Annotated in this window: 18 protein-coding genes and 1 pseudogene; 9 read left to right on the top strand and 10 right to left on the bottom strand. The window is 59.5% G+C overall.

The window, feature by feature from the left end; genetic code table 11:
* Window positions 1–4 precede the first annotated feature (4 nt).
* Window positions 5–883 (bottom strand): DMT family transporter, encoded by an 879-nt coding sequence (locus FQ182_RS02670; protein ID WP_149410759.1) that lies wholly within the window; start codon window positions 881–883, stop codon window positions 5–7.
* A gap of 194 nt (window positions 884–1,077) precedes the next feature.
* Here FQ182_RS02670 and FQ182_RS02665 point away from each other — a divergent pair, with 194 nt between their 5' ends.
* The 3 genes from FQ182_RS02665 (at window position 1,078) to FQ182_RS02655 (ending at window position 3,457) form a co-directional block, all read left to right on the top strand.
* Window positions 1,078–1,503, top strand: coding sequence for a hypothetical protein (locus tag FQ182_RS02665; protein WP_149410758.1), 426 nt, complete (start codon window positions 1,078–1,080; stop codon window positions 1,501–1,503).
* Between the two features lie 94 nt (window positions 1,504–1,597).
* On the top strand, window positions 1,598–2,482 hold the full coding sequence (locus FQ182_RS02660) for a neutral zinc metallopeptidase (protein ID WP_149410757.1): 885 nt from the start codon (window positions 1,598–1,600) through the stop codon (window positions 2,480–2,482).
* On the top strand, window positions 2,483–3,457 hold the full coding sequence (locus FQ182_RS02655; protein WP_149410756.1) for an alpha/beta hydrolase: 975 nt from the start codon (window positions 2,483–2,485) through the stop codon (window positions 3,455–3,457).
* Window positions 3,458–3,463: 6 nt separating this feature from the next.
* Here FQ182_RS02655 and FQ182_RS02650 read toward each other — a convergent pair whose 3' ends face one another.
* From FQ182_RS02650 to FQ182_RS02640, 3 genes are all read right to left on the bottom strand, one after another.
* Window positions 3,464–4,057, bottom strand: a complete 594-nt coding sequence (locus tag FQ182_RS02650; protein WP_149410755.1) for an HAD family hydrolase — start codon at window positions 4,055–4,057, stop codon at window positions 3,464–3,466.
* Window positions 4,054–4,923, bottom strand: a complete 870-nt coding sequence (tesB, locus tag FQ182_RS02645; RefSeq protein WP_133100027.1) for an acyl-CoA thioesterase II — start codon at window positions 4,921–4,923, stop codon at window positions 4,054–4,056. Before tesB ends, FQ182_RS02650 begins: the two co-directional genes overlap by 4 nt.
* Before the next feature lie 78 nt (window positions 4,924–5,001).
* Window positions 5,002–5,571: a GNAT family N-acetyltransferase gene (locus FQ182_RS02640; RefSeq protein ID WP_149410754.1), complete on the bottom strand. Its 570-nt coding sequence runs from the start codon at window positions 5,569–5,571 to the stop codon at window positions 5,002–5,004.
* A gap of 75 nt (window positions 5,572–5,646) precedes the next feature.
* Between FQ182_RS02640 and FQ182_RS02635 the strand changes: the two genes are divergently transcribed.
* Window positions 5,647–6,567 (top strand): histone deacetylase, encoded by a 921-nt coding sequence (locus tag FQ182_RS02635; RefSeq protein ID WP_149410753.1) that lies wholly within the window; start codon window positions 5,647–5,649, stop codon window positions 6,565–6,567.
* Between the two features lie 172 nt (window positions 6,568–6,739).
* On the top strand, window positions 6,740–7,975 hold the full coding sequence (locus tag FQ182_RS02630) for a TIGR03862 family flavoprotein (RefSeq protein WP_149410752.1): 1,236 nt from the start codon (window positions 6,740–6,742) through the stop codon (window positions 7,973–7,975).
* A gap of 126 nt (window positions 7,976–8,101) precedes the next feature.
* Here FQ182_RS02630 and FQ182_RS02625 read toward each other — a convergent pair whose 3' ends face one another.
* Together FQ182_RS02625 and yedA are read right to left on the bottom strand one after the other, a co-directional pair.
* Window positions 8,102–9,433 carry a DEAD/DEAH box helicase gene (locus FQ182_RS02625; protein WP_149410751.1) on the bottom strand — a complete coding sequence of 444 codons (1,332 nt, stop codon included), beginning with the start codon at window positions 9,431–9,433 and terminating at the stop codon, window positions 8,102–8,104.
* Window positions 9,434–9,481: 48 nt separating this feature from the next.
* Window positions 9,482–10,378 carry a drug/metabolite exporter YedA gene (yedA, locus tag FQ182_RS02620; protein ID WP_149410750.1) on the bottom strand — a complete coding sequence of 299 codons (897 nt, stop codon included), beginning with the start codon at window positions 10,376–10,378 and terminating at the stop codon, window positions 9,482–9,484.
* A 160-nt stretch (window positions 10,379–10,538) separates the two neighbouring features.
* On the opposite strand from yedA, the gene FQ182_RS02615 reads away from it, so the two are divergent.
* Complete coding sequence (locus FQ182_RS02615) at window positions 10,539–11,000, top strand: Lrp/AsnC family transcriptional regulator (RefSeq protein ID WP_133100033.1); 462 nt, start codon at window positions 10,539–10,541, stop codon at window positions 10,998–11,000.
* A 100-nt stretch (window positions 11,001–11,100) separates the two neighbouring features.
* On the opposite strand, the gene FQ182_RS02610 is transcribed toward FQ182_RS02615, so the two are convergent.
* From FQ182_RS02610 to FQ182_RS02600, 3 genes are all read right to left on the bottom strand, one after another.
* Window positions 11,101–11,712 (bottom strand): PolC-type DNA polymerase III, encoded by a 612-nt coding sequence (locus FQ182_RS02610; RefSeq protein WP_149410749.1) that lies wholly within the window; start codon window positions 11,710–11,712, stop codon window positions 11,101–11,103.
* Window positions 11,713–11,746: 34 nt separating this feature from the next.
* A complete protein-coding gene (locus tag FQ182_RS02605) occupies window positions 11,747–12,223 on the bottom strand; it encodes an NYN domain-containing protein (RefSeq protein ID WP_017476223.1) in 477 nt (158 codons plus the stop codon).
* Between the two features lie 129 nt (window positions 12,224–12,352).
* The gene (locus tag FQ182_RS02600; RefSeq protein WP_149410748.1) at window positions 12,353–13,099 is read right to left on the bottom strand and encodes a DUF2076 domain-containing protein; all 747 of its coding nucleotides are present in this window, start codon (window positions 13,097–13,099) and stop codon (window positions 12,353–12,355) included.
* A gap of 168 nt (window positions 13,100–13,267) precedes the next feature.
* On the opposite strand from FQ182_RS02600, the gene FQ182_RS02595 reads away from it, so the two are divergent.
* Window positions 13,268–13,930, top strand: a complete 663-nt coding sequence (locus FQ182_RS02595; RefSeq protein WP_149410747.1) for a YciC family protein — start codon at window positions 13,268–13,270, stop codon at window positions 13,928–13,930.
* A 73-nt stretch (window positions 13,931–14,003) separates the two neighbouring features.
* Window positions 14,004–15,092, top strand: coding sequence for an endonuclease/exonuclease/phosphatase family protein (locus FQ182_RS02590; RefSeq protein WP_149410746.1), 1,089 nt, complete (start codon window positions 14,004–14,006; stop codon window positions 15,090–15,092).
* Window positions 15,093–15,744: 652 nt separating this feature from the next.
* On the opposite strand, the gene FQ182_RS02585 is transcribed toward FQ182_RS02590, so the two are convergent.
* Window positions 15,745–16,293, bottom strand: coding sequence for an antitoxin Xre/MbcA/ParS toxin-binding domain-containing protein (locus FQ182_RS02585; RefSeq protein ID WP_017849609.1), 549 nt, complete (start codon window positions 16,291–16,293; stop codon window positions 15,745–15,747).
* A 237-nt stretch (window positions 16,294–16,530) separates the two neighbouring features.
* Between FQ182_RS02585 and FQ182_RS02580 the strand changes: the two are divergent.
* A pseudogene (locus FQ182_RS02580) lies at window positions 16,531–17,515 on the top strand (hypothetical protein); the annotation flags it as partial.

The raw sequence follows: 17,515 nt of genomic DNA, 5'->3' as shown, positions 1-17,515 counted from the left end.
CGACCTACCTGCGCCGCTGCTGCCAGGCAGCGGCCAGGCCACTCAAGCAAATCACCCCGATGCCGACCACCGTGGTCAAGGTCGGGGTATGTTCGAATACCAGCCAGCCCAACAATCCTGCAAAGACGATCTGGCAATAGCCGAACGGCGCCAGCAAGGCCGGTGCCGCCACGCGAAAGGCCTTGGTCAGCATCAGGTGCGCAGTCATCCCGCAGGTCCCCAGCGCCAGCATCAATACACCGTGCCACCAGGTCGGGATCTGCCAGAAGAACGGCACCAATGCGCTCATCACCAGGGTGTTGCACAGACCGGCAAAGAAGTTGCTGGTGGTCGGGCTGTCGTACTGGCTGAGGATGCGGGTGAGCAGTTGGTAGAAGCAGAAAAACAGCGCGGAACACAGCGGCAGCAACACCGCAGGGGTGAACAGATCACCGCCCGGGTGAACGATGATCAGCACCCCGACAAAACCGCAAATCACCGCCAGCCACTGGCCGCGAGTCACGTGCTCACCCAGCAGGGGCACCGACAAGGCAGTCACCAGGATCGGTGCCAGGAAGTTGACCGCCGTTGCCTCGGCCAAGGGAATGAAATGCAGGGCCGAGGTGAAAAACAAACTGGTGCCCAATAAGCACAACGCGCGCGCCACCTGCAGCCACGGCCTTTTGCTGCGCAGTACCCGCAAGCCCGATTGTGGCAGGAAGATCCCGGCCATCAGCAAGGTATGCACCATGTAGCGGGCCCACACCACCATCACAATCGGATAAAAATCGGCCAGGTATTTGGACAGGGCGTCGTGGCTGGAGAACAGAAAAGTCGCCACCACAATCAGCAAAATGCCTTTGAGGGGGTGGTTGACGCCGGAAAGTGGAGTACTGAGGGTCATTGAGTTCCCTTGAATGACAGGCTGAGATGACCGCCGCACACCGCGGCACTCAACCCGGTAATCTAGAGCCTGGCGTGCGTCTGTTCTAAGAGCATAACCAAACACTGTTCGAACAGCGCACTAAATTGCCGGAATCAAGTCCAACGCTCCACGCCAACCCACCATTGCGCGCTTTTTAACCAAGGCCCCCTAAAATGAAAAAAGCACTCTTCATCCTCTCGACACTTGTCTTGCTCAGCGCGTGCGATAAAGAAGCCCCGGACACAAAAGTCGCCAATAAAACCCCTCTGGCGTCTGTGCAAGCCACGCTGGTGCCGGAAACGTTGCCCACCGATAAATGGGTTGGCAAATGGGTTGGCGTAGAAGGCCTGAACCTGACCATCACCAAGGACGATAGCATCGGGCGCGGGCATTACGTGCTGACCATGCAATACGGGCTAGACGCCGATGCCTCCGGGACCTTCAAGGGCGAGGCGGCCGATGATGGCATCACCTTTACTCGCCCGGACGGCCCACAGATCCTGCGTGCCGGCGACGGTGCAGCCACTGGCATGAAATGGCTGGCCGATAAAAAGGACTGCCTGGTGGTCAATACCGGCGAAGGCTATTGCCGCCAGTAACACCCTTGGGCTTTGATAGCGTCAGACAGCCGGACTGGCGCCAACCTGACTCACCAACAACACTGATCTGCACGCTCATCAAGAGGATTGCCACATGCTATGGAAAAAAGGCCGACGCAGCGACAACGTGGTGGATGCCCGCGATGGCGGCGGCGGTGGGGGCATGCGCTTTGGTGGCGGCAAGGGCTTGAGCCTCACGGCCATTGTGCTGATCGTCGGCATCGGCTGGCTGACCGGCCAGGACCCGATGCAGATCCTCGGCCAACTCAGCGGCCAGCTCACCGAGCAAGCGCCCTCAGTCAGCCCGCAAACGCGCCAGGCGCCGCCGGCCAATGACGAACAGGCCGACTTCGTCCGCGCCGTATTGGGCGATACCGAAGACACCTGGGCCCAGGTGTTCCAGGAAAACGGTCTGGCCTACAAGAATCCCAAATTGATCCTGTTCCGTGGCCGGGTGAACTCCGCCTGCGGTGGCGCCACGTCTGCCAGCGGTCCGTTCTATTGCCCGGCCGACCAGCAGGTCTACCTGGACCTGGACTTCTTCCGGGAAATGTCCCAGCGCTTCAAGGCTGCCGGCGACTTCGCCCAAGCCTACGTGATCGCTCACGAAGTCGGACACCATGTGCAGACCTTGCTGGGCATCTCGTCGAAGATCCAGGCCGCGCGGCAACAAGGCCGGCAGATGGAAGGCGACGGCGGCCTGCTGGTGCGCCAGGAGCTGCAAGCCGACTGCTTTGCCGGAGTATGGGCCAACCGGGCGCAGAAACGCCTGAACTGGCTGGAACCCGGCGACATCGAAGAAGCGCTGAACGCGGCCAATGCCATCGGCGATGACCGTTTGCAACAACAGGGCCAGGGCCGTGTAGTCCCTGACTCCTTCACCCACGGTACTTCGGCACAACGGGTCCGCTGGTTCAAGACCGGCTTTGCCCAGGGCCAGATCACTCAATGCGACACCTTCACGGCCAAGAGTCTTTAAATGAATAAACGATTGGGGTTGCTGCTGGGTTTGTTGATGACATGCACCTCCACCTGGGCCGCCGAACATGGGGTCAAGGTGATCAGCCCCGATCGGTTTCACCTGGATGCTGGCGACCTCAGTCTTGGCCTTAGCCAGGACTGGCGCCAGCCGCTGCCACAGGTGACTCGTGCACTGATCATCGTCCATGGTCGGCTGCGCAACGCCCAGACGTACCTGCAAAGCGCTGAAAAGGCCGCCGAGCATGCAGGGCAAAGCGCCAACACCCTGGTGATTGCACCGCAGTTTCTCAATGAGTCCGACGTCAAGCGCAACCCACTGGACAACCAGGTCCTGCGCTGGCACGGCAATGACTGGATGGCCGGAGAGCCGTCGGTTGGCCCCAGCCACATCAGCTCCTACGGGGCGCTGGACCAGATCATCCAGCACTTGGGCAACCGCAAGCTGTTCCCGGCCCTGAAGGAAATCGTAGTGGCCGGGCATTCCGGCGGCGGCCAGGTAGTGCAGCGTTTTGCCTTGACCGGTCACGATCATCCGGCCCTGCAAAGCGCCGGAATCAGCCTGCGTTATGTGATCGCCAACCCAGCGTCCTACGCCTACTTCACGGCGCAACGCCCAGTGAAGTTCGACCCGGCCAGTTGCCCCGGTTTCAATGACTGGAAATACGGCATGCACAACCTGCCGGCCTACGCCAAAAGGCAACGTGCCAAGCAGTTGGAACAGACTTACGTGAAACGCAACATCACCTATCTGTTGGGCCAGAACGATACCGACCCCAACCACCCGGCGCTGGACAAGAGCTGCGCCGCCGAGACCCAGGGCGCGTACCGCCTGATTCGCGGGCACAATTATTTCGACTACCTCAAGCAGCGCCACCCACAGTTGGGTCACACGCTGATTGAAGTGCCTGGGGTGGGGCATAACGGGGATGGGATGTTTACGTCGCCTGAGGGGCAGGCGGTGTTGTTCAGGTAGGAGCAGTCAGGCCTTAATCATCCGGCGCAAAACTCCACAATCCTCGGCATGCCAATCCGCCAATTCTGGCCACGGGTTATCCGGCAGGTTGACCAGCACGGTCCTGGTCCCTGCCGCACGACCGCAATCCAGGTCGAAGCGGTAATCGCCCACCATCACCATCTCGCCGGGAGATACGTCCCAGGCCTCGGCCAGTTTCAACAAGCCGCCTGGATCGGGCTTGGGCGGTGCATCATCACGGCCCAGCACATCTTCCACGGCAAAGCAGTCCGCCAAGCCGATGGCTTGCAACGTCACATGGGCCAACTCACGGGCATTGCGAGTCAGGATGCCCAGACGACAACCCCGTTCAGCCAATTCCCGTACCAGCTCCACTGCACCCTCGGCCGCCACCGAACCGAGCGCCAACTCCCGCTCGTGCTCCAGCAACCAGGCGTGCTTGGCGGCCGCGATATCAGCCGGCAACGCCGCCAGGTGAGTAAGGATGTCTTCGGTCGCAGGAATACCCAACGCCACACGGATCGCCGCAAAGTCATGCACCGCGACCGTAAGGGTGCCGTCCATGTCGAACACCCAATGCTTAACCTCAGCCAGGCTCATGCCCAATCCTTGCGATGACGAATCAGACCTTCCTGTGTCACCGACGCCACCAACTGGCCGGCACGGTTGTACACGCTGCCACGGGAGAAGCCTCGAGAATTGCCGGCCCACGGGCTATCCATGGCGTAAAGCAACCAGTCATCAGCACGCAGGTCGGCGTGGAACCACAGCGCATGGTCGAGACTGGCGACTTGCATGTCTTTCTGCCACACCGTTTTACCGTGGGGCAGCAACGAAGTGGTCAGCAGGCCAAAGTCCGAGGCATAGGCCAGCAGGTATTTGTGCAGCGCCGGCGAATCGGCCAGGGCGCCGTCGGCGCGAAACCACACGTACTTGATCGGGTCGCAGGGCTGCGGGTTATAGGGATCTTTCTCGGTCACCGGCCGCACTTCGATGGGCTTGGGGCACAGCAACTTCTCGCGCATGTGTTCGGGGATCAGGTGCGCGCGCTGCTGGGTCAACTCCAGCTCCGAGGGCAAATTTTCCGGGCCAACCACCACGGGCATCGACGTCTGGTGCTCGAAGCCTTCTTCGTCGTACTGGAACGAGGCGCTGGCAGTGAAGATCGGGTTGCCCTTCTGGATCGCCGTCACCCGGCGCGTACTGAAGCTGCCACCATCACGCACCCGGTCGACCTGGTAGACCACCGGTAACGACGCATCTCCAGGACGCAGGAAATAGCCGTGCAGGGAATGCACATGCCGCGCTTCTTCAACAGTCTGGCTGGCGGCCGACAGCGATTGGCCCAGCACTTGGCCGCCGAACAGCTGGCGAAAGCCCAGGTCCTGGCTGCGGCCGCGAAAGAGGTTCTCCTCGATCTGTTCCAGGGTCAGCAAGTCGACCAGATCTTCCAACACTTGGCTCATTCAAACTCTCCTCACACAGAGCAATTCCGCGCAGTCTTGGCTGCGGCGGTCGATAACATTCAGCATCGGGCGGCCTGCTTATCCATGCAGCGTATCCAACCATTGGGTGCGGGTGATGCGGTACAACACATGATGACGCAGCAGATCATCGGCTGCGACCTTGGGGTGCTCAAAATCCGCCGAGCGATCGTACTGCATGCCGATGGCTTGCATGACTTTCTGTGACGGCAAATTGGCCTGGGTGGTGAAAGCGACAATCTCATCGAGCTTCAGCCGGTCGAAACCACAGCGCAACGCCGTCCAGGCCGCTTCGCTGGCATAGCCCAGGCCCCAATGTTCGCGGGCCAGGCGCCAGCCGATCTCCACTGCTGGGGTGAAGTTGGCGTCAAAGCCGACATTCAACAACCCGGTAAGGCCGATAAATTCGCCACTGTCCTTGCGCTGCAACGCCCACAGGCCAAAGCCGTACTCGGCAAAATGGCCACGAATGCGCCCGATCAGCGCGGCGCTTTCCAGGCGGCTCAAGGTAGCCGGAAAATAGCGCATCACCTGCGGGTCGGCGCACATGCGCGCAAACTCCGGCAAATCGGCGTCGCTCCATTGGCGCAACACCAGACGTGCACTTTCCAACTCCAGTATCGGCTCCATCGCTCCCCTCCCTTGCCATGTGCGTAAGTGTAACGCGCTGGTAAGATCCGTCGCTGGTTCCCGTCAGAAAATGCCATGCCTTTGCCACTGATCTACCACGACGACTACAGCCCAGAGTTCCCGGCGGACCACCGCTTTCCCATGGATAAATTCCGCCTGCTGCGCGATCACTTGGTGGACAGCGGCCTGACCCTGGACAGCCAATTGCTGCGCCCCGAACTGTGCCCTCCCGAGATCCTCGCCCTGGCCCATGAACCTGGGTATATCGAACGTTACATGAGCGGCGAGTTGTCCCGCGAAGACCAACGACGCCTCGGCCTACCCTGGAGCGAAGCCCTCGCCCGGCGTACCGTGCGCGCGGTGGGCGGCTCGCTGCTGGCCACCGAACAAGCCCTGGAACACGGGCTGGCCTGTCATCTGGCGGGTGGCACTCACCACGCCCATTACGATTACCCGGCAGGCTTTTGCATCTTCAATGACCTGGCGGTGATCAGCCGTTACCTGCTGGAAAGTGGCCGAGTGAGCCGAGTATTGATCTTCGACTGCGACGTGCACCAGGGCGACGGCACCGCCCGTATCCTGCACGACACTCCAGACGCGATCACCGTGTCCCTGCACTGTGAAAAAAACTTCCCGGCGCGCAAGGCCCATAGCGATTGGGATATCCCGCTGCCCATGGGAATGGGCGATAGCGACTACCTCAAAGTGGTCGACGATGCCCTCAACTATCTGCTGCCCCTCTACCAACCCGACCTTGTTCTGTACGACGCCGGCGTCGATGTGCACAAGGACGACGCCCTCGGTTACCTCAAGCTGACAGACCAAGGCGTAGCTGCCCGCGATGAAAGCGTGATGCGCCATTGCCTTGGCCGCGACATCCCGGTGGTCGGCGTAATTGGCGGAGGCTACAGCAAGGATCGCCCTGCCCTGGCCCGCCGCCACGGCATTTTGCACCACAGTGCCCAGCGGGTGTGGACGTCATCAGGCTGTCATTGAGATGTGCGCGTTACCCACAATGCCTGTGGAACTGCCTGTGGATAACCTGAGTGAAAGCGTCTGTAAGCGAGAAAACCCATAGCCTGCAGGAAACTGTACGTTTTTTGATCAGGCAGTATTGCTGTCCTCGGGTAGAATGCTCGGCTTACTTCGCCGAACCGCAGTCACTCCCATGCCTCAGACCCAAACCCAGTCTCCACACGTCATCATCATCGGCGGCGGCCCTGCCGGGCTGATGGCTGCCGAAGTGCTGAGCCAGGCCGGGGTCAAGGTCGATCTATATGACGGTATGCCGTCGGTGGGCCGCAAGTTCCTGCTGGCGGGCGTGGGCGGCATGAACATCACCCATTCCGAGGCCTACCCGGCATTTTTGTCCCGCTATGCCGAACGGGCACCGCATATGGCGCCATTGCTGCGTCAGTTCGGTGCCGAGGCCTTGTGTGAATGGATTCATGGGTTGGGCATTCAAACCTTTGTCGGCAGTTCTGGCCGGGTATTTCCTACCGACATGAAAGCCGCCCCGCTGCTGCGGGCCTGGCTCAAGCGTTTGCGCGACAACGGGGTAGTTATCCACACCCGCCATCGCTGGCTGGGCTGGAATCCCGACGGCAGCCTGCTTATCCACAGCCCCGAGGGCGACCAAAACCTGCGCAGTGACGCGGTGCTGCTGGCTCTGGGCGGCGGCAGCTGGTCGCGGCTGGGCTCTGACGGTGCGTGGCTCAAGCTGCTGGAAGATAAAGGCATCCCCTACACACCCTTGCAACCGAGCAACTGCGGTTTCGAGGTGTCCGCCTGGAGCGAGTTGATGGTCAGCAAATTCGCTGGTGCGCCGTTGAAAAACGTCGCCATCGGGCTGGCGGATGACAAGCCTCGCCTTGGGGAATGCGTGATCACCGCCACAGGTATCGAAGGCAGCCTGATCTACGCGCTGTCGGCACCAATTCGTGAGGCGATCAATCACGATGGCTCAGCCTCGGTGCATATCGATCTGCTGCCGAGCAAGCCGTTGGACAAGGTCCAGGCGGCACTGGCCAAGCCTCGTGGGTCACGGTCGATGAGCAAGCACTTGCACAGCCAACTCGGGCTGGACGGGGTGAAAGCCGCGCTATTACGCGAGCTGGCAGCCGCCGAGCAGTTTGCCGATCCAGCGCAGCTGGCGCTCGCCATCAAGGCGCTGCCCCTGACACTGGTGAAAACCCGGCCCATAGACGAAGCCATCAGCACCGCTGGCGGTGTGCCGTTTGAAGTGCTGGATGAACGGCTGATGCTCAAGCAACTGCCAGGAGTATTTTGCGCAGGGGAAATGCTGGACTGGGAAGCGCCGACGGGCGGCTATCTGCTGACGGGGTGTTTTGCCAGTGGGCGGGCGGCTGGGCGGGGTATTTTGGAGTGGTTGAAGGCTAGCTGATTACTTGCCCCCGTTGGGCTGCGAAGCAGCCCCATTAAGCTCACCGCCGCGTGTCAGATAAATCCCGGAGCATTTTTTAGGGCTGCTGCGCAGCCCAACGGGGGCAAGCCCCCTCGTCACAGGACCTTACTTCTTCTTACGCGGCCCGGTATTAAACGCAGGCACCTTGCGCACCGGCTTGAGCGAAGGCGGCGCCACCGACACTTCCCCACTCTCCACCCACTTGCCCAGGTTGCGTTTGCTGCCACCGGACGTCTTGGGTTTCTTCGGCTTTTTCGGTTTCTTCACCACTTGGCCACTGGCATCGGTATCCGGCACGCGGTGCTCTGGCTCGAAGTCTTGCTCCATGTGGCGAGTCAGGGTCTGGCGAGTCAACATCTCGATGGCCGACAGCATGTTCACTTCATCGGCACACACCAGGGAAATCGCCTCACCGGTGTTGCCCGCACGACCGGTACGGCCGATGCGGTGGATGTAATCCTCGGCAACGATTGGCAGGTCAAAGTTGACCACCATCGGCAAGTCTTCAATGTCCAGGCCCCGGGCCGCCACGTCGGTGGCCACCAGGATCTGCACTTCGCTGGCCTTGAAGCGGTCCAGCGCACGCTGGCGGGTTGCCTGAGGCTTGTCGCCATGGATACCGTCGGCGTTGATGCCCAGGCCCTGGAGTTTTTCCACCAACTCGTCCACGCCTTTGCGGGTTTTGGCGAACACCAGCACCTGCTTCCACTTGCCCTTGCGCATCAAATGCACGAACAACTCAGCCTTGCGCTTCTTGTCCACCGGCACCACCCATTGCTTGACAGTGTTGGCGGCGACGTTGCGCGGGCTGACTTCGATGCTCAGCGGGTCGTTGAGCATCTGCCCAGCCAGCAGGCGGATATCATCGGAGAAGGTCGCGGAAAACAGCAGGGTCTGGCGCTTTTTCGGCAGCACGCGGTAGATGTTCGACAGTTCTTCGGAGAAGCCCAGGTCGAGCATGCGGTCGGCTTCATCCAGCACCAGGGTTTGCAACTGGCTGAACTTCAGCGCTTTCTGGCGGAACAAGTCCAGCAAGCGGCCCGGCGTGGCCACCAGCACGTCGACACCTTTGCGCAGCTTCATCATTTGCGGGTTGATGCTGACGCCGCCGTACACCGCGTAAGTGCTCAGCGGCAGGTTTTCTGCGTACTGTGCAACGCTTGCATGAACCTGCTCGGCCAGCTCGCGGGTTGGCACCAGGATCAGAGCGCGCACCGAGTTGGCGCTGACTTTTGGTCCTTCCATCGCCAGCAACTGCAACAGCGGCACCGCGAAACCGGCAGTCTTACCGGTGCCGGTCTGGGCTGCGGCCATCAGGTCGCGTCCGGCCAGCACCGCCGGAATGGCTTGCGCCTGCACCGGGGTCGGGGTCTGGTAGCCAAGCGTCTCAAGGGCGCGCAGCAAGGGTTCGATCAGGCCAAGGGTGGCGAAAGTCATGGAAGTACCGTAGGAAAAAGTCAGAGCAAGGTCGCAATGCGCCGCAGTTTACCCTAAATCCAGTTTGGGCCTACGCCACTGTGGCAGGCTGATCAGCAGCACGGCGCTGATGATCACTAACATTGCCAAAGCCTCTTCCATACCGATGGTCTCGCCGACAAACACAATCCCCAGCAACACCGCTACCGCAGGGTTGACGTAGGCATAGCTGGTGGCGGCAGCCGGACGCACGTTTTTCAACAGGTACATATAGGCGTTGAAGGCGATGATCGAGCCGAACACGGTCAAGTAAGCCAGGGCCAGCCAACCTTCCACCGGCGGTATCGCTTCCAGGTGTTCGCCCTTGAGCGCGCTACCGATCAACAGCACCACCCCGGCGATCAGCATTTCGGCCGCGCTGGCCATGCCGCCTTGGGGCAGCGGCAAGTGCTTGCTCCACACCGAACCGAAAGCCCAAGCGGCCGCAGCGAAAATCAACAAGGCGGCGCCGCTCGGACTCGATTGCAGGTTCGAGCCCATGTTGAGCATGGCGATGCCAATAATCCCCAGCGCCACCCCGGCCCACTCCAGACGGGTATTACGCGCGCCCCAGAAATAACCGCAGAGCAGAGTAAACAAAGGCACCGTCGCCACCGCCAGCGCCGCGACCCCGGAGGTCACGCCCGAGTGCTCGGCGACACTGACCGCGCCGTTGCCGAAGGTCAGCAGCAAGATGCCGATCTTGCCGGCAGCCTTCCACTGTACCCAGGTCGGTGCTGGCACCCCACGCCAGCGCAAAAAGCCATACATCAAGGCGCCCGCCGTGACGAAACGAATCCCGGCCAGCAACAGCGGCGGCCAGTACTCAACACCGATACGAATCACCAGGTAGGTAGAACCCCAGATCACATACAACGCAAAAAAAGCGGCAATCAACGGTAAGGGAAAGCGACGTGGGCCAGGCATGGGGCAGCTCTAAGGCAGGGCAAGGGAGGTTTATTCTAAAAAAGCCGGGCATTAAACATAAGTTACAAAACCTGTTTAAAGCGCCCATACACTTTTCAAAGCATGGTTATCAGCGCTATAAACCATGCTTTCGAAAGCCACGCCTTACCAGAGCCTTATCATGGACAGATACGACCGCATGCTCCTCAGCGCCCTGCTGGAGGATGGCCGCGCCACCTACGCGCAACTGGCCCGCACCGTAAACCTCTCCGCCCCCGCCGTCGCCGAGCGCGTGGCCAAGCTGGAAGCCAGTGGCGTGATCACCGGCTACCAGGCCAAGGTCGACCTGTCCAAGGTGGGCCTGCCGATCCAATGTGTGATCGAACTGCGCTTGACCAACCACGGCAGCCAAAAGGTCTACGACGCCCTGGGCAAAATCCCCGAACTGACCGAATGCCACCGCGTCACCGGCGACCCGTGCGTGATCATGCAAGCGGCGGTGGGCTCGATGCCAGAGCTGGAAAACCTGATCAACCGCATCGCCCAATTCGGCTTCAGCAAGACGTCGATCATCCTGTCCAGCGCGATAGAGCGGCGGGTACCGTTGGGGCAGTTGGAAGGAAATGGGAAGAATGGGGGCTGAGCAGTAAAGATCGCCAGTGCGGCCTACGTAGCTTCGCCAAGGCTCGACAACTGCGACCAACTCCTGCCCTCGAAGGTGGCCAGTAACCTCACCGCAGTGTTTAAAACCCGCGATGCTTCTTCAAATGCTCACCCATCTTCGCCGCTGGTACTTTCTGCAGGCTGCACAGCAGATCATGGGACAGCTCCCGCAACCCGTGCTTGCCGCGCAGTTCCTCGGCCAGGTAAGTGGTGAGGTTCGCCGCCATTTCCGCATCGGCCATGGCCCGGTGAGCCTTGCCGGTGTGGGGCAATTGGGCGAAGGAGGTCAAGGTGCCGAGCTTATGGTTCGGCGCCGCTGGCATCAGGCGGCGGGCCAACAGCAGGGAGCAGGCGAAGTTTTGCAGGCGAGTGCGTTTGATCAAGCCCAGTTCGTAGTCCCAGAATCGTTTGTCGAACGAGGCGTTGTGAGCCAGCAACGGCGTGATACCGACGAACTCATTGACCTCGTTCATCACCTGCTCGGCCGATGGCGCAGTGCGTAGCATGGCGTTGCTGATGCCGGTCAGTTGCTCGATAAAGCCTGGCACGCGCACGCCGGCGTTCATCAGGCTCTGGTAGCGGTCCACGATCTGGCCCCGTTCCAGGATGACCACGGCAATTTCCGTGGCCCGGCAGTAGCTGCTTGGGGTAATGCCGGTGGTTTCAAAGTCGATGACCGCTATACGTTCCAAACCTGTTCCAACTCCGTCAAAAAATCAGTTTCAGCTATTTGAGCAACAACGCGCCTTCAATCGGCACGTAGCGGCTGGCGGCGCGTATCAATGAGTTGGCCGTCAGCCCCGGCACGCCGTAGGCCACGGCTTCGACGCCGTGCTTGTTGATGATGCGGTCCAGCAGCATATCGAAATCGCCATCGCCGGAGGCCAGCACCACTTCGTCGACATGGGCGGCGGCGTCCATAATATCGATGGTGATGCCCACATCCCAATCGCCTTTGGCCGAGCCATCGCTGCGTTGGATGTAGGGCTTGAGCTTCACGGTGAAACCGAGGTTGCGCAGGATCTGCTGAAATTGCTGCTGCTTGCTGTCGCCACGGTCGATGGCATAGGCGTACGCCTCGACGATCTGGCCGCGCTGGCTGATGTCAGCCCACAGGGCGGCGTAGTTGAAGTGACAGCCGTACGCTTGGCGCACGGTGTAATAGAGGTTTTGCACATCGGCGAACACTGCAATTTTTTTCACCGAAAATCCTCATGACACCAACATGGACCCCAGACTCAAAGGCCCGGAAAGGCGGTCAGTATGCCAGTCAGCAGGCAGTTTCCGAGAAAAATCAGTCCGAGGCGACGAAGCGCCCCGCATTAGTGTGCGTCAGACGAAAGAATCGTCGTCGCCAAAGGAGGAGGAATCGTCGGAATAACCGCTGTCGGCGAAACCATCCGAATCGTTGCCATCGCTGTCGTTGCCAGCGAAGCGCTGTTCATCATTGCCGCTGTCGCTCGCGGGCGCGGGCTCTTCACGAACAATTTCTTCCACCACCTGCGGTTGCTGGTTATGGCTGAACAGGCTGCTGATGCCTTGGGCCAGCATCACACCACCGGCCACGCCGGCGGCGGTTTTCAGTGCGCCGCCGAGAAAGCCACCGCCCATGGGCGCCGCTTGCTGGGGCTGTTGATAGTTCTGCTGCGCGGTGGCGAAGTTCTGTTGTGGCGCCGGTTGGCTATTAAATCCCGGGCGCGTCGGTTCACGCCAGCCGCCGCCCGAAGATGCCGGAGCACTCTGTGCCGGTTGCGGGTCACGGGAACCGCCACCGAAGATGCTCGACAGGAAGCCGCCGCTGCTCTGTGCCGTCGGCGCCGTCTGGGCCTTGGCCCGTTGCAGTTCCTCCTGCAATTGCTGGACCTGTTGCGCCTGCTGCTTGTTCTGCGCGTGGAGGCTCTTGATGGCAGCCTCTTGCACCAGAATCGCCTGGGTCATGAAATACCCGGCGGCGGGTTGGCGAGTGATGTGCTCCTTGATCCGCGCTTCTGCCTGGGCGTCGCGGGGGGCTGAGTCCGTTTCGGCTTGCTGCAACCGTGAAAACAGTCCATCAATCAGGGTTTGCTCTTCGCTGTTCATGACGTCCTCGTTAGATTGCCGGTAGAAATCTTCGCCCTACCCGATGGGGCATGGCACTACCTAGTAATGGAGCGGCCTGGGAAGGTTTCAATGGTCTTTACTCAAGGTTTACGTTTGCCGGTGATCGGTTAAAGTGTCCCCCTGCTTTTTCGGCCTGTGATGACCCTGATGAATCCGTTAAACGTGCTGCGTGACTCTTTCTTTTTTTTCCAGCGTAACCTGGGCGCCATCGTTCAGTTGTGCCTACCGCTGGTGATTCTGGAGGCCCTGCTGCAACAGGTGCTCGATCACTCGCTGGGGCCTGACGCATTCCCCGGCTACAGCGTGGTGGTCGGGTTGCTGGTGTACCCGCTGTACACGGCGGCACTGATTTTGTTCCTCGACGCCCGCAGCCGTGGCGAATCGCCGCGAACCCTGGACGTGCTGGCCATGGCCCTGTCCCTATGGCCGCGCTTTGCGCTGTTGACGGCCTTGAGTACGCTGCTGATTCTGCTGGGCCTGTCCATGTACTTCCTGCCGGGGTTGTGGCTGATGGTCACCCTGGCCTTCGCCGAATATTTGCTGGTGCTGCGCGGGATGCCGGCGCTGGCGGCGATGAAGGAAAGCTTTCGCCTGACCCGTGGGCATTTCCTGCTCATTCTGGTCTGCCTGCTGTGTGTGATGACCCCGCTGTGGCTGCTCAAGGGCGCCAGCGTGGCGGTCTACCCAGACCCGCAAAACCCGATGCTGGCGGTGCTGATCGACAGCGCCCACAGCTTCCTGCAGTTGTTTACCAGCGTGGTGCTGTTTCGCTTGTTTATGTTGATCGGTGGCGACGCCGACGCGCAATGACATGAGCCCTTGGGCTCTCGTGCAGCTCTCGGTTATGCTCCGTGCCTGTCCTGGAACGCCATAAGCCGAGCCGATGACCCGTTTACTGCGTATCACCCTGCTGGGCCTGCTGATCCTGGCGGGCCTGCTGACAGCCTTGATTTACAGCCTAACCTGGCGCCCCGGCGACAAGGAAACATTGCCCGTTCGCTGCGTCGCACCCCGCGCGCCGACGCTGCTACCGGGCCAGGCAATCAAGGTAATGACCTGGAACGTGCAATACCTGGCCGGCAAGCGCTATGTATTCTGGTATGACACTCCAGACGGCAGCGGCCCGGACGACCGCCCCACCGTCGAAGACATGGCGTTCAGCCTCGACGAAGTGGCACGGGTGATCCGTGACGAACAACCGGACATCTTGCTGTTGCAGGAGCTGGACGAAGGCGCCAAGCCCTCTCACTATCAAGACCAGTTGACCCTGCTCCAGGAACGCCTCGTCGACCTCTATCCCTGCAGCGTCCAGGCCTTCGACTGGAAGGCCGACTTTGTCCCGGACCTGCATATTTTCGGCAGCGTTGGCCGCAAACTGGTGACCCTCAGTCGCTACCAGATCGAACACGCCGAACGCCTGCAATTACCCGTGGCATCAGCCAACCTGATCAGCCGTCAATTCCAGCCCAAGCCGGCACTGTTGTTGAGCTATCTGCCGTTGAACGACGGTGGCCAGTTGGCAGTGCTCAATACTCGGCTGGACAGCACCGCCCCTGGGCACCGCGTCGTGCAGGATCAAGTGCAGGTAACGGTCAAACTGCTGGATAAACTCGAAAGCCGCGGCACGTCGTGGTTGATTGGCGGCGACTTCAATTTACTGCCCCTGGGGCAATTCCTGCGTCTGGATGCGGGTAAACGTGGGCAATACTCACCGGACAGTGAGCTGCATCTGTTGTGGGAAAAGTACCCAATGATCCCCAGCAACAGCGAATCCAGTGGCATTGATCGCGCCAAGTGGCTGACCCACGTTCCCAATGACCCAAGCGTGGATGGGCCGGATCGCACGCTCGACTATCTGTTCTACAGCTCGCGAATTAAACGGGTAAATGCCCATGTGCGGCAGGACGATACGTTACGCATCTCCAATCATCTGCCGGTGATCGGGCGATTTCTGTTGCCGGCGGCGCAGTAACATTACTTTCTCGGTTTGATCCGCGCCGTCGCCTGCGCCACCAGCGGGTCATCCGGCCAATAATCACCCGTATCAGCTACGTCTCTAACCATTGACACAGCAGTAGGCCTGCAAGATTGGGCTTTACCACTGAGTCAGTGAACTGCTCATTGACAGTCAATGTTTGCGCCTGATATTGACGCATCAGGAACGCCAAAAGTGGAGGATTGACAGAGGCATCCGGCCTCAGATTCTTAACGCCTCCAAACATTGACAGTTTTATTTGGGTGAATGCAAACGTGCCTTTGAAAAGGCAGTGCCGAAGCCGATGAGAATTACGACAATTTGCGGCCGAGCCAAGCACTAGCGGCGAGTTCAAACCTACGCCGAGGCTATATACAAAAATCACGACCTCACTGAAGCAGATATGCGCCGAGCGCTGTTTGGCGGTGCAGCCACTTGCGCAGACTCATGCCTTACATGAACATGACAATCTTTCGGATAACTCGAACATCCAGCCAGTGAAGGCTGCGGAGAAAAAGAAGATCGGTGAAAGCGTTCACCCCCGTGTTAAGGGTCACGCTGCGGGTCGGTAATGAGTTTGAGGGTAGGAAGCACACAATGGTCCATGAGGAGGATACGCTCAGTACGCGTCTCGCAGAACAGAAAGCGATCAAAGCGGCCAGGAAGAATTACCGCCTTGTAGAGTTGGTTTCTGTAAAACCGATGTAGCGTGGCTCATCGACTTGCCACCAAAGATCAGTGCACCCGTTATAAGACCATCCCCTCGGCAAACCTGAATCAGCAGTTTCTCGACCATCCGAGTGCCCTGGGTAGTGGATAACAGTGCGAGGGGCTGTTCCTTGGCAAAACGTTGCTTAGGCTTGCTCAGCCAGCGCTGGGCTTTTTTGACGTCTCCGAACAGCGCCTCTGCCATTGCTGTCACATGTGCAAGTCGGAACAACCGATCACTCTCGTCCAGATTTAAGCGTTGTCGGCGAGCCAATCGGGCGTTAAGGGTCCCAACCGGCATAATCTTTTCAAGGGCGACTGCGTCGTACACGCCAGATTCGCTAAGCAATTTGAATCTCTCGGCTGCGAATCCTGCCGCGATAATCTCGTGGTTCTCTTGCTCTGATGCCCCTACGCCAATTTGAAGTGAAACTCCAAGATGACGTCGGTAGTGACGGTACACCGGTTTAGGCAGCAATTCAGCCAACATAGGTCGCCTCTTGACCGGCCATGTTCCACGACGGGTGACGTTCTTCTAGGAAATATGGGCTGGTAGTACAGCCCTGTCAACGTCGGCATCTGACAACAAAAATTCCCCGGGAAGGAAATGTTGCTGCTCAAGACTTCAACTGACGCGTCCACACGAGCATGCAGGTTCTCCTCACGTATTCACATGCCCGGCCGATAACCACTATGCCCTGCTGGGCACTGGATAACGGAATTAGGGATGAACCGGATGATGTTTCGCAACGCTCTCGCATTTACGCTGGCATTAGTGGCCTGTAACTCAATAGCAGCAAGCTTTGATTGTTCTAAGGCCGCAAATTTTGCGGAATCCAGCATCTGTAATGACGGCTATCTGAGTGGCGTCGACAGCATTCTGGCGCGCTCCTATCAAAAAGCCCTCGCTGAAACGGAACACCCGGATGAGCTACGGCAATCACAACGCGAATGGCTATCGGTGCGAGACCAGTGCACCACCCAGAAGTGTCTCGATCAAACCTTGGGAGCTCGTGTCACCTTTCTGGATAGTTACTCACGCGTTGAAAAAAGTAAGGCATACGCTGCAGAAGAGAAGCTGCGCAAGGATGAGTATGAAGCTCAGCGCCAGGCAGAGGATCTTGCCAACTCACAAAGAGATCAGCAGTACCGGATCGCTCAGGAACAATTCCGTCAACAAAAACAGCAATCTGCTCAGCCGCACCAGGTGGCTCAAACACAATCACAAAGTGTGCAACCGGCGCCCTCCTCTCAGAGCCCAGCCAATGTGTTTTCGGCACAGCAAGTGCGCCCTGCTCAGCCTGTAGCTGGGAAACCAGCAGTGCTACGCATGTGGCAGGCCTTCTGGGCAGGCCCGGCATGGAAATACACGCTCTTGATAGGATCTTTGATCACCTGCCTGGCGATCTGGAGACACCACACAGAGGCTGCCACGATCTACACCGACTACACCGATGCTGCGATCACGAATGCGCTGCCCGCGATCGGAGCGGTTGCGGCTCTGATCCTTCGCTGGCTTGAAATGCCTGGCTTGGTCTCAGGGATAGCGTTGGGTACCGGGATTATCTTGGCCATTGCATATGCCGTATTCGCGACCTTCCGGACAAACCAGGGAGCTCTGAGTATCACCCTAGTTATTGTTGCCAAGCTCACTCTCATCACAGTGTTCTACGCGTTGATTGGAATGCTGATCGCGTCTCTCTTTTCGAACA

This window comes from Pseudomonas sp. ANT_H4 (assembly GCF_008369295.1).
Lineage (GTDB): Bacteria > Pseudomonadota > Gammaproteobacteria > Pseudomonadales > Pseudomonadaceae > Aquipseudomonas.
Note: the sequence above shows the minus strand (reverse complement) of the source record. Positions and strands in the feature narration are given on the sequence as shown.

Bases quoted from the DNA above. Each gene is read 5' to 3' on its own strand.
- tesB (WP_133100027.1), bottom strand. From the start codon at position 4,923: ATGAGCCAAGTGTTGGAAGATCTGGTCGACTTGCTGACCCTGGAACAG.
- FQ182_RS02660 (WP_149410757.1), top strand. From the start codon at position 1,598: ATGCTATGGAAAAAAGGCCGACGCAGCGACAACGTGGTGGATGCCCGC.
- FQ182_RS02665 (WP_149410758.1), top strand. From the start codon at position 1,078: ATGAAAAAAGCACTCTTCATCCTCTCGACACTTGTCTTGCTCAGCGCG.
- FQ182_RS02585 (WP_017849609.1), bottom strand. From the start codon at position 16,293: ATGTTGGCTGAATTGCTGCCTAAACCGGTGTACCGTCACTACCGACGT.
- FQ182_RS02630 (WP_149410752.1), top strand. From the start codon at position 6,740: ATGCCTCAGACCCAAACCCAGTCTCCACACGTCATCATCATCGGCGGC.
- FQ182_RS02615 (WP_133100033.1), top strand. From the start codon at position 10,539: ATGGACAGATACGACCGCATGCTCCTCAGCGCCCTGCTGGAGGATGGC.
- FQ182_RS02655 (WP_149410756.1), top strand. From the start codon at position 2,483: ATGAATAAACGATTGGGGTTGCTGCTGGGTTTGTTGATGACATGCACC.
- FQ182_RS02595 (WP_149410747.1), top strand. From the start codon at position 13,268: ATGAATCCGTTAAACGTGCTGCGTGACTCTTTCTTTTTTTTCCAGCGT.
- FQ182_RS02650 (WP_149410755.1), bottom strand. From the start codon at position 4,057: ATGAGCCTGGCTGAGGTTAAGCATTGGGTGTTCGACATGGACGGCACC.
- FQ182_RS02635 (WP_149410753.1), top strand. From the start codon at position 5,647: ATGCCTTTGCCACTGATCTACCACGACGACTACAGCCCAGAGTTCCCG.
- FQ182_RS02600 (WP_149410748.1), bottom strand. From the start codon at position 13,099: ATGAACAGCGAAGAGCAAACCCTGATTGATGGACTGTTTTCACGGTTG.
- FQ182_RS02670 (WP_149410759.1), bottom strand. From the start codon at position 883: ATGACCCTCAGTACTCCACTTTCCGGCGTCAACCACCCCCTCAAAGGC.
- FQ182_RS02640 (WP_149410754.1), bottom strand. From the start codon at position 5,571: ATGGAGCCGATACTGGAGTTGGAAAGTGCACGTCTGGTGTTGCGCCAA.
- FQ182_RS02590 (WP_149410746.1), top strand. From the start codon at position 14,004: ATGACCCGTTTACTGCGTATCACCCTGCTGGGCCTGCTGATCCTGGCG.
- yedA (WP_149410750.1), bottom strand. From the start codon at position 10,378: ATGCCTGGCCCACGTCGCTTTCCCTTACCGTTGATTGCCGCTTTTTTT.
- FQ182_RS02625 (WP_149410751.1), bottom strand. From the start codon at position 9,433: ATGACTTTCGCCACCCTTGGCCTGATCGAACCCTTGCTGCGCGCCCTT.